7 protein-coding genes are annotated in these 13,400 nt (G+C 65.2%); 4 read left to right on the forward strand and 3 right to left on the reverse strand.

What is annotated here, in order from left to right:
• Nucleotides 1-157: 157 nt before the first annotated feature.
• Nucleotides 158-3,136 carry an HNH endonuclease signature motif containing protein gene (locus ACU4IU_RS16540; protein ID WP_446657353.1) on the reverse strand — a complete coding sequence of 993 codons (2,979 nt, stop codon included), beginning with the start codon at nt 3,134-3,136 and terminating at the stop codon, nt 158-160.
• A gap of 324 nt (nt 3,137-3,460) precedes the next feature.
• Here ACU4IU_RS16540 and ACU4IU_RS16545 point away from each other — a divergent pair, with 324 nt between their 5' ends.
• Both ACU4IU_RS16545 and ACU4IU_RS16550 read left to right on the forward strand, forming a co-directional pair.
• Complete coding sequence (locus ACU4IU_RS16545; RefSeq protein WP_446657354.1) at nt 3,461-4,777, forward strand: MATE family efflux transporter; 1,317 nt, start codon at nt 3,461-3,463, stop codon at nt 4,775-4,777.
• Nucleotides 4,774-5,649 carry a GNAT family N-acetyltransferase gene (locus tag ACU4IU_RS16550; RefSeq protein ID WP_446657355.1) on the forward strand — a complete coding sequence of 292 codons (876 nt, stop codon included), beginning with the start codon at nt 4,774-4,776 and terminating at the stop codon, nt 5,647-5,649. Before ACU4IU_RS16545 ends, ACU4IU_RS16550 begins: the two co-directional genes overlap by 4 nt.
• A gap of 32 nt (nt 5,650-5,681) precedes the next feature.
• On the opposite strand, the gene ACU4IU_RS16555 is transcribed toward ACU4IU_RS16550, so the two are convergent.
• Together ACU4IU_RS16555 and ACU4IU_RS16560 are read right to left on the reverse strand one after the other, a co-directional pair.
• Nucleotides 5,682-7,199, reverse strand: a complete 1,518-nt coding sequence (locus ACU4IU_RS16555; RefSeq protein WP_446657356.1) for a M1 family metallopeptidase — start codon at nt 7,197-7,199, stop codon at nt 5,682-5,684.
• The gene (locus ACU4IU_RS16560) at nt 7,129-11,088 is read right to left on the reverse strand and encodes a Pls/PosA family non-ribosomal peptide synthetase (protein WP_446657357.1); all 3,960 of its coding nucleotides are present in this window, start codon (nt 11,086-11,088) and stop codon (nt 7,129-7,131) included. The genes ACU4IU_RS16555 and ACU4IU_RS16560 overlap by 71 nt, the downstream gene beginning before the upstream one ends.
• A 256-nt stretch (nt 11,089-11,344) precedes the next feature.
• Between ACU4IU_RS16560 and ACU4IU_RS16565 the strand changes: the two genes are divergently transcribed.
• Together ACU4IU_RS16565 and ACU4IU_RS16570 are read left to right on the forward strand one after the other, a co-directional pair.
• On the forward strand, nt 11,345-12,559 hold the full coding sequence (locus ACU4IU_RS16565) for a metal-dependent hydrolase family protein (RefSeq protein ID WP_181271732.1): 1,215 nt from the start codon (nt 11,345-11,347) through the stop codon (nt 12,557-12,559).
• 151 nt (nt 12,560-12,710) lie between these two features.
• Nucleotides 12,711-13,214 carry a DedA family protein gene (locus ACU4IU_RS16570; protein WP_446657358.1) on the forward strand — a complete coding sequence of 168 codons (504 nt, stop codon included), beginning with the start codon at nt 12,711-12,713 and terminating at the stop codon, nt 13,212-13,214.
• Nucleotides 13,215-13,400: the final 186 nt, after the last annotated feature.

A 13,400-nucleotide genomic window follows, 5' to 3' on the forward strand; every position in this document is an offset into this window, starting at 1 on the left:
ACTATGCCGCTGAGCTGAGAAGGCCGACGGTACTCGGATCGATTCTGATCCGAGTACCGTCGGCCTTCGTTGTGTCTGACAAACACGTGAGGTGAATCTTCGTCACTGTGAGACCCGGGTGAAGCGGTGCTCCTCGCCTCGCCGGATGAATGCCGCCTCAGAACGGCGGAGGTTCGCCCGAGTCCCAGAACCAGTCGCGCAGCTCGGAGTTGTCCTCGTGTGCTTGCCCGGCGCTAGATGCTGGATCGGGGGTGCACGTCGCAGGCTTCGGTGTGAATGTGTAGAGATCCCCGGCAACGAGTTCTCTCCAGCCGGGGGTTCCAGGGGTGGCAGCGGGTTCAGGGCATTCCCTCGCTTGCTTCCGGTCGCCGGGAACAGGGTGGTCCGCATCTGCTCTACCGCCGTGAGCACCAGATGGCTCAGCGTGAGCACTAGGCGGCTCCGCGTCAGATCCACGGCCAACGTCAGGTTCACGCTCGATGTCAGAATCGCGTTCGGGCGCCGGGCCGTACTCGTGGGCAAGCAGATCCTCTGTGCTCGACCGCTCCGGTGTGACTGCTCGGACCTGTCGAGACAGGCCGCTGCCGAATCGTTCGAGGAACAGCCGCGCATGCTCGACGCTGATGGGGTTGTCCGGGGAGATGACCTCTGCGGTGACACCCTGCCGGAACACGTACTCGAGGTGGCCGGGCTCGGTCATCCGCACGTCGAAATTGCCGTTGGTCTTCTGCAGGTGGTGGGCCTTGCACAGGCAATGGAGATTTCCGAAGCGAGTGAGACCACCTTGGGCCGGGTCGGAGTGATTGAACGGATCAATATGGTCGACCTCTGTCACTTCAGCGGGCTGTGTGCACCCGGGGAATGTGCACGTCACGAACTGGGCGACGAGAGTTTTTCGCACACTGTTGGGAATCGCGTAGGAGGTTGCCTTCGCATCGAGCGGTGTTCCGGTCGCGGGGTCGGTCAGCAGCCTAGTCCAGGTGGTGGAGTAACCCGCGACCCGTCGTGCCATATCCGCAGGTATCGGTGAACCGTCTGGAAGCATGCCCGCCAGATCACACACCTCTTCTGAGGTCAGCGGTGCGTCGGGAGATGTCGACGCAGAATCAGACGGGGGATCTGTGAGCGGTGAAATTGGGTCGGTTGGCTCTGGTATCGGTGGTGTAGTGGGCGATGACTGCTGATCTGGGGGATCGACGGTTGGCAGCGGCGAACCCGATGGATCGACGGTCGGTGGTGGCGATCCATTGCCGTCCGGCTGGAACTGACTGAGCAGAGTCAGCATAGGAACCGTGATGAAGGTGCTGGCCTGATTCGCCAACCAATACTCGCTGGTCGGCATGTCGAGCAGGAATTCGAAGCTGATGCGGCGCTCGCCGGCATCGAGGATGGGATTGTCGAAAGCGTCGACACTATTCGCGGTTGCGGCAGCGGTGCCCTCGGCCGTGGGGCGAGCTCCGCTGGCACGCGAACCGACGAGAGCCGAGAGCCCGTCTGCCTTGACGCGATCCGTGGTGTTGTTGCTGCTGAGGATGGCCTCGAGCAGCTGTGATTCGAAGACGCGGTCGGCCGGTGTGGTGCGTGCGGGTGCCTGGTAGAAGGAATCATCGTGCAGCGGGCGTGCTGCGCGGTCGGAATCACCGTGCGACGCGGGCGTCTGGCGGCTGGATCCATCTGTCTCGGCGATACGTGAACCGGTCGGTCCTTCGTCACCGTTCGTGTCCATATCGTCGAAGACCCGCTCGATGTAATCGAGCAGCGACTCGCCCTCGTGCATCGGCACTCCATCCGGTCCAGCGAAGAGTCCGTCGAGGGAGAAGTCGGAGCTCGTTGACGAGCCGTCTGCCTCGTTCGTGCTGATGATGCGCAGTTTCAGCTGAGGACGGGTGCGCGTGAGGATGTCGAACATCAGAGCGGAGACCGAACGCTCCTCATCAAAGCAGTCGCCTGCCTTGAGCTGGTTCGAGAACGCACTTGTATTGTTCTTGTGCACTGCACGAGCGAATGCATCGAGCCTCCTGAAACAAGCCTGAAGCTCCGGGGCGGGACCGGTCAGCGTGAGGTAGGCGGTTCCGTCGTCACCGGTGCAGAAGTCAACTCGGCGACGCAGCGAAACACTCTTCAACGTATCCTCACTCGGTTGAAGCACTGCAATGTGCAGGGCGAGCGAGCGCTTGAAAGTTTCGATCGTGATGTCGGCGCGCCTGTGCGCCAGGTAGTCGTCCATCGCAGGCAAGTGCTTGAAGTGCAGGTCGCGGCATGCACGAGTCACACAGTCGACATGTTCGATCGTGAAGTCTCCAGCCAGGCAGCGCTTGAGGAACCGCGGAAGACCATGCGCCAGCGTCATCGACGAGGTCATGTGTTGAAGCGACTTGCTCGTGGTCGTGCCGAGGAGACTTGAGTACACGCCTGCCTCGGTCGGCTCGATGCTGCCGCGCAGCCATGTGAAGAAAGTCAGTTCCGGGTCAAAACCGGGAAAGTCAGGCAGCAGTGCGGGGTCGGACAAGAGCTCTTCGGCCAACTTCCGGACTCGGCGGAGGCGGCGACCGGCGGCGCGGTCCTTCTTCGGACCGGCGCTGACGCCGATTTTCGTTCCAGATTCCGCTTCGACCTGAGCCGCAGCCTGGGTCCATGCCAGATTCTCTCTGTTGGTCCAGGTCCTGCGAGTGGAAAAGAGATCCTCGGAGGGAATGTCGACGGCGCAGATCTTCTGGTCGATGGCTTCGTCGCTGATGCCTTGGCTCGTGACGGGACTGCTGTCGGCTGCTTCGGTCTGAGCCTTTCTCTCGTGGCGAGCGGCAATTGTGCTGCGTGATTCTGGAGAGGAGTAACGGGTCGACGTCTCCGTGAACGACGCGAACTCGTAGACCGCGTCGAGCTGACCGTCCTTGAGTCCGAGAGCGTAGGCGACGTCCTGCGCCACGACATGACTGGTGGCGATCAGGGAATTGACCTGCGCGAGGCTGCTCCGCGTATAGGCATCCAGCAGGTCGACGAGTTCGTAATCCTCGGCGACCTCCACGCGAAGTCCATGAGCGCGGCGGAACTGGGACAGAGTTCGGCCGTCCGCCTCCCCAGGGGGAGCGGCGGGCAGGCCGAATACCCGTCCGTCGCTGTCTCCGATGTTCTTCATCGGCTTCTCACCTCTCCACGCCTCTGTGGAAGTCAGTCGTCAGGGAAGTCGCCTGTCTCAATTATATGATCTGTCGCCATCGATGAATGTCACAATCCGATTACAAATAGAACAACCAATCTATTAGGATTGTGAAAAACTAATTCGCTCTCAAAGTAATCAAGACTGATCTGTTTGTCCCCTGACTCTACAGTTCGGCACTGACACGACATTGCGATCGGGCTTGAACCCACAACTGCTCTGCAGTGATCGATCGCGACGGACTCACCGCACCGCCGGTTCGCGACAGGCTCACCGCACCACCGGTTCGCTAGAATCGGGGACGTGGCAGCGATCGACAAAGATATTCTCCGTTTGGCCCTTCCCACACTCGGAGCCCTGATCGCCGAACCCATTTTCCTGCTTACGGACACGGCCATGGTCGGCCACCTCGGTGCCGGTGCCCTGGGATCGCTGGCGATCGCCTCGACGATCCTGCAGACGGTGCTCGGCCTGATGATCTTCCTTGCCTATGCCACGACGCCGCGGGTGGCGAAGCGAATGGGATCGGGGGACCGGCCTGGCGCAATCACGGCCGGATTCGACGGAATCTGGCTGGCACTGGGAACCTCCGTCCTGCTCATCATCATCGGGCTGCCCCTGCTGAATACAGCGATCGAGGCCTTCGACCCGGATCCGATCATCACCGCGGGCGCGCACTCCTACCTTGCGATCTCATGGTGGGGGCTGCCATTCATGCTCATGGTCATCGCGGCCACCGGACTGCTGCGCGGACTTCAGGACACGAAGACCCCGCTGCTCGTCGCGGCCGCCGGCTGCATCGCCAATATCGGCCTCAACGCCATCTTCATCTACGGCCTCGACATGGGAGTCGCGGGATCGGCGATGGGCACGGTCATCGCGCAGGCCGGAATGTGCACGGTCTACCTCACCATCTCCATCCGCGCGGCCCGTCGCCTCCACGCCAGCATCCGCCCTGACTGGACAGGCGTGTTCACCTCGGCGAAGACCTCCGGATGGCTGTTGGTGCGCAACGCCTCGCTGCGTGCTGCCCTCATCCTCCTAGTCTTCCTGGCCACGGCGATGGGCACGACGGACCTCGCCGCTATCCAGGTCGCTCAGAGCATCTTCTTCGCTCTCGCTCTCGCCCTCGATTCCTTGGCCATCGCGGGCCAGGCGATGATCGGCCTCGAGCTGGGGGCGAAGAACACCGAGGCGGTCGCCGCGATCAACCGCCGACTGTGCCTGTGGGGGATCGTCTTCGGCATCGTCGTCGGCGTCGTCCTGTTCGCGGGCTCCGGAATCATCCCCCGCGCCTTCGCCTCCGACCCGGCGGTGGTCTCGGCCCTGGCCGCACTCCTGCCGGTCCTCGCCCTGAGCATGCCGATCGCCGGGTACGTGTTCGTTCTCGACGGAGTGCTCATGGGAGCTGAGGACGCGAAGTATCTGGCTCTGGCACAATTGGTCGCTGTGATCGGATACGCGATTCTGCTCATCCCGATCATCAACATCTGGCCGGGAGCACCCGGGCTCTGGGCCGGCTTCTGCATCGGATTCGTCGGTTTCCGCGCCCTGACACTGGGCTGGCGAGTACGCAACCGGGCGTGGATCGAACGCGCCGTCGAGAAAGGAATCTCATGAACGCTGCACACACTGACGCTCATGATTCTCAGAACACCTCCGCTGATTCGCCGGAGACCTCCGCCGAGGCGGCCGCCGCCTCCCTGCGCGGACGGATCCGTCCGCTCCCGGCCGAGACCGATGACGAGACCTTCCTGCCCTTCCTCGATCTGTGCTTCAACTGGTCGATGGACAGGCCCCGGATCGAGATCGAGGACCTCCGATACCGCAGCGATGCTGTCTTCTACTACCGAGGCTGGGGACGCGAGGGAGATATCGCCGTCGCCGCGCACGCCGAAGCCGATGCGCAGTCACCGATCGTCGGACTCGCCTGGGTTCGCCTGGCCGATATCGACGATGTCGTCGGGAGGGCCGACGAAAAGGTGGGTGGAGACTTCGCCGCAGCATTGGACAAGACCGGCACCGAGGTGGTGCGCAGCGAAGTCGTGACCGAGGGTGACGCTGGGGCTGGGGCTGGGGCTGGGGCTGGGGCTGGGGCTGGGGCTGGGGCTGGCTTAGGTTCAGATGCACCGGCCGGTGCCGACACCGACGGGTCCGCTGACGCAGACAACGCAGCCGCCGAGTCCGAGGCCGCCGAGTCCGCGGCCGTCGATCTGACGCCGTCGGATGAGCAGATGCCCTTCACCGGGTACGGCTGGGTCGCAGCCGACATTCCTGAACTTTCGATGGCAGTGCTGCCCGACCACCAGGGGCAGGGAATCGGCGGCGCCCTTCTCGATACGGTCTGCGCGCTGGCGCGGATGAGCGGCTTTCCCGCCGTCAGCCTGTCCGTCGAGGACGGCAACGGTGCGGCGAAACTCTACGCCGACCACGGATTCGTGTCCGTCGGACGCAACGGCGACTCGGACGTGCTCGTCCGCAAGCTCGGCTGAGGCGCAGTCAGCTCCTCAGGTCCCTGACCTCTTTACGGAAGCTCCGGAAGTTCGAGCTCCTCGAGCCAGGGGCGGACCACCTCGGCGATATCACGCTCTGCCACTTCGGAGACACAGCGGATGAACTCCTCGGTGCTCACCGACGAATGACGGTACCGCTTCGTCCACTCGCCGACGGCGGTGAAGAACTCCGCATCGCCGAGCTCGATGCGCAGAGCATGCAGGCACAGGGCACCGCGCTTATACACGCGGTCATCGAACATGTCCGGCCCGCCCGGATCACCGAGCATGATGTCCTGAGGCTGAGCGGACAGCTCCTCCCACCACTGCCGCGCACGTTCATCGGCGCTCGCACGCCCGGATTCCTCCGACCACAGCCACTCCGCATAGCAGGCGAAGCCCTCATTGAGCCAGATGTCCCTCCACCGTGACGGTGTGAGCGAGTTTCCGAACCACTGGTGCGCCATCTCGTGGGCGACGAGACGCTCGGCCTCCCACTCCGGTCCCAGATGATTGGGACCGAGCACGGACAGCGGCTGCGACTCGAGCGGGATCTCGAGCACATCATCGGTCACGACCACGTCATAGACGTCGAACGGATAGGGTCCGAAGCGGTCGATGAACAGGTTCATCATTCCGTGTTGGACACCGAGGCGTTCGACTGCCACATCCCAATGATCATCGGCATAGACGCCAAGGGGAACAGGGGACTCTGTCCGGCTGTGCCTCGTTCGCTTGCCCGACGAATCGTGAACAGACACGTCCTTGCCGGCAGCGCCGGCGACTCCTCGGACAGCGCTCGATAGGGCGTCTCTGGCCGAACCGGCAACGGCATCCTTCGCCGCCCCGCGCATCGCGGCGCCGAACCTCGTCGCACCGGAGCTCAATGGAATCTGCCCGTACTTGTAGCGACCGATCTGCACCGTCGCCAAATAGGTCGCCAGGGGAGTCGTCGACTCATAGGTCCAGCGGGTCCGCCCTGCCTTGCGCGTCTTCTTCGTCAACGACCCATTGGACACCACCGTGTACTCGGACTCGACGAGCACCGAGACCCTGTACTGGGATTTGTTCGAGGGATGGTCATTGCACGGGAACCAGGTCGAGGCACCGACGGGCTGACCGGCCACGAGCACCCCGTCTTCGAGCTCCTCCCAGCCGACGTCTCCCCAGGTGCCGATCGCCGGTTCCGGATTGCCCGTGTAGCTGATGTCGATGACCACAGGCTGGTCGCTCTTCAGCGCAGGGGTCGTCAGCCGCAGCTTCTTCCCTCGTGCGGAGAAGCGGACCTTCTTGCCGTTGACGCTGGCTTTCGTCACCCGCAGACCCGTGAGATCGAGGACGATCGACGAAGTATCCGTGAGGACGCGTCCCTTGAGCACCGCCCTGGCGGAGAGCCGATTCGGGCCGATCCGGTAGTCGAGGTCGAGATCGTAGTGGTCGATGTGAAGGTCCGCATTGCCGACGCCCTGGGTGTAGGAATCAAGCATGCGATCGGCTCGATCGGTCGCCGTCTCGGTCTTCTTCTTCGAGTGAGGGAAGTTCTGGGGCATCCACCCAGGGTATGACAGGATTGCCGCTGAAGTAGGCATGGGCGGGCACGAACTCGCCGCGCATGACCAGCGACGTCGCCCCGACAGTGGCGTTCTCCCCCAGGGTGGAGGCCGGGAGGATGACGCTGTTGGGTCCCAAAGTGGCACCGGGATCGAGTTGAACGGTATCAAGGCTCATCACCCGATCGTGGAACAGGTGAGTCTGGACCACACAGCCGCGGTTGACCGTCGAGTTGTCCCCGAGATCGACGAGGTCGGCCTCCGGCAGCCAGTAGGACTCGCACCATACGCCGTGCCCGATCTTCGCCCCCATCGCTCGCAGGTACCACACGATCGCCGGCGTGCCCACGGCGTTCCGGGTGAACCAGGGAGCGGCCACGAGTTCGACGAAGCAGTCGGCGACCTCGTTGCGCCAGATGAATGACGACCACAGCGGATGCTCCCCGGGTCGGATCGGACCGGCGAGGATCCATTTCGCGGCCACGGCCAGTCCCGCCGCCACGGCACCGGCGGCCATCATCACGACCCCCGAGGTGAGCAGGGCCAGCAGCACGGAGGCGAGGAACGTCGTCGACTGAGCGGCCACCCCGCCCGGCAGACCGAGGAAGAACCAGATGGTGAGCACGACAGCGGTGATGAGCACACCGCCGGCGATGATCGATGAGATCCGCAGAGTCTCCCAGAAGGCACGGGCGGCCTTGACACCGAAGGTCGGGGCATAGGTGAGCGACTCGTCGGATTCCACGGCGGCGCGGCGCAGCTGCACCGGAGGAGAGCCGAGCCACGACGACCCCTTCTTCGCCTTCGCCGGCGCCGCCGAGAGCACCGCGACCAGCGAGTTCTTCGGCACTCTGCGGCCGGGAGAGGCGATTCCCGAGTTGCCGAGGAAGGCGCGTTTGCCGACCTTCGCGCGCCCGGCCCGCATCCAGCCGTGGCCGAGTTCGTAGCTGGCGACCATGGTGTCATCGGCGAGGAAGGCACCGGCCGCGATCGTCGTCATCTTCGGAACGAAGACAACGGTGGAGATCTCAGTGCCCGGACCTACCTTCGCACCGAGGAGGCGCAGCCACCACGGGGTGAGCATCGACGCGTAGAGGGGGAACAGCAGGTCCCGGGCCATGTCGAGCAGCCGCTCCGTCGCCCACACCCGGTAACCGCGGGCCGAGCGGACAGGGAACTCTCCCTCTTCCATGCCGATCGCCAGGATCCGCACAGCGATGAGGATGAACAGTGCAGTGGTGAAGAACCACAGACAGGCCACGACCGGTGACCACGCCACCAACAGCCAGGGCGACTCGACGACCTCGATCCCGGACAGCGCGAGCATCAAGGCAATGCCCGGCACCACAGCGAGATACGGCAGCAGCGCATTGATCTGCGAACCGATGGCATAGAACAGGAACGGCAGACGCCGCCTAGGCGGGGGAGCAGGCCAGGACTTCTTCGCCTTCCCGACGCGCACGGCCGGTGAACCCGAGTAGATCTGATTCTTCCGCACCCGCCCGGTCACTGCGGATCCGGCTTCGATGAGGGCCCCGACGCCCACCTCGGCGCCGGGCATGAGCGTCGACCGGGCGCCGATCGTGGCATTGCGACTGATGTCGATAGGTCCGATGCGCAGCAGATCGCCATCGACCCACCAGCCCTTGAGATCGACCTCGGGTTCGACCGCCGCACCCTCGCCGAGGGTGAGGAAACCGGTCACCGGCGGCACCGAGTGCAGATCGGCATCGGGCCCGATGCGGTTGCCCAACAGCTTCGCATACCAGGTCACCCAGGGTGCGCTCGCCACCGAGACCGCCGCAGCAAGATCGGCGATATGCTCGGCCAGCCACAGTCGCTTGTGCACCCAGCCCGATCGCGGATAGTCCCCGGGCCGGATCCCGATCATGAGCAGACGCGCCGCTCCCGCAGAGATGAGCATTCGTCCCCAGGCGGTGACGAAGACGAGGAAGAGGACGATGATGACCGGCCACGGAGTCAGCGGCAGATCCGCGCCTAGTCCGACACCGATATTTGCCGCCAGCATCGCCAGCACCACCCACCGAACCCCGCCGAGGATGTGCACCGGGATCCCGAGCAGAACCTGGAAGGCCTGCATCCCCCGGGAAGTGCGTGTGATCGTGCGCTTGGGACCCGTCGGTCCGATGCCGGATCCTTCTTCGCCGCGGCAGAGCCTGGACAGGGCGCCGAAGCGCGGATGGGCGTAGATATCGCCGACGGTGACGCTGGGATGGCGGGTGCGCAGCCGGGACACGAGCTGCGCTGCTCCCAGTGAACCGCCGCCGGCGGTGAAGAAGTCCGTAGCGCTGCCGGGTCGGGCACCGAGGACCGCGGCCCACTGCTCGGCGACCCACTCCGTGTCCTCGTCGAAGACCTCATCGGATCCGGCCGCCTCGGCGCCGTCATCGAGCGGCCACGGCAGGGCATTGCGGTCGACCTTGCCCGAGGTCTTCGTGGGCAGATCCTCGACGAGAGCCAGACGGGGAACGAGCGCGGCCGGCAGCTCGTCACGCAGTCGGGCCTCCCAGGCGGAAAGATCGGCCTCGCCGGAACCGGCACCGGGGGCGAGATAGCCGATGAGGACGTCCGTGCCGGCCGCGGTCTTCTTCACCGCCGCCGCGGCACCCTCGACTCCGGGCAGAGCCTGCAGGGCGGCATCGATCTCACCGAGCTCGATGCGCCTGCCCCCGAGCTTGATCTGCTCGTCGGCGCGACCGACGAAGATCAGCCCGGCCGGATCGTTGACGACGAGGTCGCCCGACCGATACGCCCGCTCCCAGCCGAGACTCGGCATGGGGGCGAACTTCTCGGCGTCCTTGGCCGGGTCGAGATAGCGGGCCAGACCGACCCCGCCGATGATGAGCTCACCGGTCTCTCCATCGGCGACGGGCACGCCCTCGGCATCGACGACGGCCAGGTCCCAGCCCTTGAGCGGCAGGCCGATGCGCACCGGCTCGGATCCGTCGAGCACGGCGGCACAGGCGACGACGGTCGCCTCGGTGGGCCCATAGGTGTTCCACACCTCGCGGTCATCATCACTGAGCCGCCGTCCGAGTTCGGGTGGACACGCCTCGCCGCCGAAGATGAGGAGGCGGACATTGTCGAGACTCTCCGCCGGCCACAGCGCGGCCAGGGTCGGCACGGTCGAGACGACGGTGATCTGCCGCGACGACAGCCACGGACCCAGATCCATCCCGGACTTCACCAGCGCACGCGGGGCCGGGACCAGGCATGCTCCGTGCCGCCATGCCAACCACATCTCCTCGCAGCTGGCGTCGAAGGCCACGGACAGTCCCGCCAGAACGCGGTCGCCGGGACCCAGCGGCTCCTCGACGCAGAACAGGGCCGCCTCGGCGTCGACGAAGGCCGCGGCCGAACGGTGGGTGACGGCAACGCCCTTCGGGGTGCCCGTCGACCCGGAGGTGAAGATCACCCAGCAGTCGTCATCGGGAGTGGGGGACCGCAGCTCGGAACGGTCGAGGGGTCCGCGGTCGGTGCGGGATTCGATGTGTGGTCCGGCGGTGATCACTCCGGTCACGGCCGCCTCGGCGAACACGGTGCGCGCCCGCTCATCCGGATCGTCGACGTCGACGGGAACGTAGGCCGCGCCGAGCATGAGCGTGGCGAGGATCGCCAGGTACAGATCCACCGACCCCGAGGGGACACGGACGCCGACCTTGTCACCGGGGCCGATCCCGGTCTCGGCCATCTCCAGTGCGAGATCGCGGATCGCAGTGATGAGCTCCGAATAGCTGAGCACCCGGGTGCCGTCGTCGAGGGCCGGCTGATCGGGATGCGCGGCGGCCGACTCGAGGAGGACGTCGATGAGGGTGCGGTCCTCACGGGGCCTTACGGGGGACGGGAACTGCGGTGCGTATTCTCTCACGTGTCTTCCGGGTCGTTCGGGAGCTGATCGGCGCCGGGCCGACCGGTACCGCCGGTGACCATAACCCAGGAAGGTGTCGCGGACGTGAACACGGGTCGGGGCGCGAACAGTGCGCGTTCCGGTTCCGATGTCTGATCTTAAGTCACTGTTCTCCGTGTCACCGCCCTGATCGTCACGGAGAGGTCGTTCGTGATAGATGTGAGGGGACGGCCGTTCACGGTCGACCAGCTGATTTTCAACGATGAGGAGCACGCCCATGGTCACAGTTCTCACCCACGCCACGGTCTTCGACGGAACTCGCTTTCTGCCCGGCACCCGGGACGTCGTCATCGACGGCGGACGGATCGCCTCGGTGGCGGAAGGAGGGCAGGGTTCGCACAACGCCGGAGACGACCACATCGACTGCGCGGGGAAGACGATCATCCCCGGAGTCATCGACTGCCACGTCCACCTCACGAGCAGCGGCGCGGCAGCCACCTCGAACTTCCACGACCCGTTCTCGCTCCAGTTCTATAACTCTGTGAAGAATATGGAAGCCACTCTCAAGGGCGGAGTGACGACCGTGCGCGATGCCGGAGGCACAGACCTCGGTGCGAAGGTCGCCGTGGAGACCGGAGTGGTGCGCGGTCCGCGGCTGACGATCGCCGTCAACATCATGTCCCAGACCGGTGGCCACGGAGACTTCCACCTCGTCTCCGGGGCGGAGTCTCCTTTCCTGGCCCCGCACCCCGGCCGGCCCTCGGGCGTCGCCGACGGACTCGAAGAGGTGCAGAAGAAGACCCGCGAACTGCTGCGGGCCGGGGCCGACCACATCAAGATCTGCTCGACCGGGGGAGTGCTCTCCCCTCGCGACGATCCGCGGCACTCCCAATTCACCGAAGCCGAGATCGCTGTCATCGTCGCCGAGGCGGCCGCCCAAGGCGCGTATGTGATGTCCCACGCGCAGGGCGCACCGGGAATCAAGAACGCCGTCCGTGCCGGGGTGCGCTCGATCGAACACGGAATCTACCTCGACGACGAAGCCATCGACCTCATGCTCGAGCACGGCACCTTCCTTGTCCCGACCCTGCAGGCCCCGCAGGCCGTCATCAAGGCCGCCGATGCCGGTGCCGGGCTGCCTGCCTCCGTCGTGGACAAGGCCCGACGCGTCGTCGACGCCCACCAGGAGTCGATCAGCCGGGCCCACGAAGCAGGAGTCCCGATCGCGCTGGGCACCGATGCCGGAGTCGGCCCGCACGGGGAGAACCTCGAAGAGATCAGCCTGCTGGCCGAGGTGGGACTGTCCACGACGGAGGCGCTCGCCGCCGGAACCTCCGTGGCAGCCCGCCTGCTCGATGAAGATCGGGTCGGCCGAATCGGTGAGGGCGGACTGGCCGACCTCGTCGTCGTGGACGGCGACCTGCGCACCGCCGACGTCCGTGGAATCGAGAACCGGGTCAACTCGGTCTACCTCGATGGTGGGCGCGTCTGAGCGGTCACCGCCTCGGTGGGTGAGATCGGTCTCGACCGGCCGCTCTGTGAGGGAAACCTAACCTAACGGGGCTATGATGGGGGAGACCGATCCGTGAAGCCGCAGTGCGTCCGCGCAGCGGAATGCCCAGAGAGAGGAGTGCGCCGCACCGATGAATCCGCTCGACTGGTCGTTTCCGATCGCAGTGACATGGCTGATCATGTTCGGCATCATTGTCGTCCGCGCCGGCGGCACCTTCGTCCTCGGCCGCTTCGCCCGCAAGGGAATCCGCAAGTTCCACCGGGTCGAGAAGATCATGGCCGGACCCAAATACCGCCGCGCCGAGGACACCATCGACCGCTTCGGGGCGCCCGTCGTGGCCCTGAGCTTCCTCACCGTCGGGCTGCAGACCGTGGTCAACCTCGCTGCCGGAACCACGGGGATGCGCTACCGCCGCTACGTCCCGGCGCTCGCCGTCGGCGGATCGCTGTGGGCGCTCATCTATTCGACCGTCGGGTTCCTCGGCTTCAAAGCCGTGGCCAAGGCCTACCAGGCCGAACCGGGACTGACCGTCGGGCTCGGCCTCGTCTTTATCGTCGCGATCGGCGGTCTGCTCATCGGACTGCGCAAGGATCGCATTCCCGCCGAGGAATCGGCCTCCGCCTCGGCGAACTGACCGGCACCTCTGCTGACTCACCGGCCGCCTCGGCGAACTGAACGATCTTCGCCGGCGGCTCTTTGCATCCATGGGCAAGCTCCGTCCGTGTGGCAGATCGTGGTCCGATGCGCTGCGCGAGTTCAGTAGAGTAAGACAGCGTCAACGTCGACTGGACGAGTCTGCTCGTCGACACTGAATAAAGGA

The organism is Brevibacterium sp. CSND-B09, assembly GCF_052906525.1.

What these genes read in the sequence shown, in the direction of transcription:
- ACU4IU_RS16540 (WP_446657353.1), bottom strand. Translation starts at nt 3,136, where the DNA reads ATGAAGAACATCGGAGACAGCGACGGACGGGTATTCGGCCTGCCCGCC.
- ACU4IU_RS16550 (WP_446657355.1), top strand. Translation starts at nt 4,774, where the DNA reads ATGAACGCTGCACACACTGACGCTCATGATTCTCAGAACACCTCCGCT.
- ACU4IU_RS16555 (WP_446657356.1), bottom strand. Translation starts at nt 7,199, where the DNA reads ATGCCCCAGAACTTCCCTCACTCGAAGAAGAAGACCGAGACGGCGACC.
- ACU4IU_RS16565 (WP_181271732.1), top strand. Translation starts at nt 11,345, where the DNA reads ATGGTCACAGTTCTCACCCACGCCACGGTCTTCGACGGAACTCGCTTT.
- ACU4IU_RS16570 (WP_446657358.1), top strand. Translation starts at nt 12,711, where the DNA reads ATGAATCCGCTCGACTGGTCGTTTCCGATCGCAGTGACATGGCTGATC.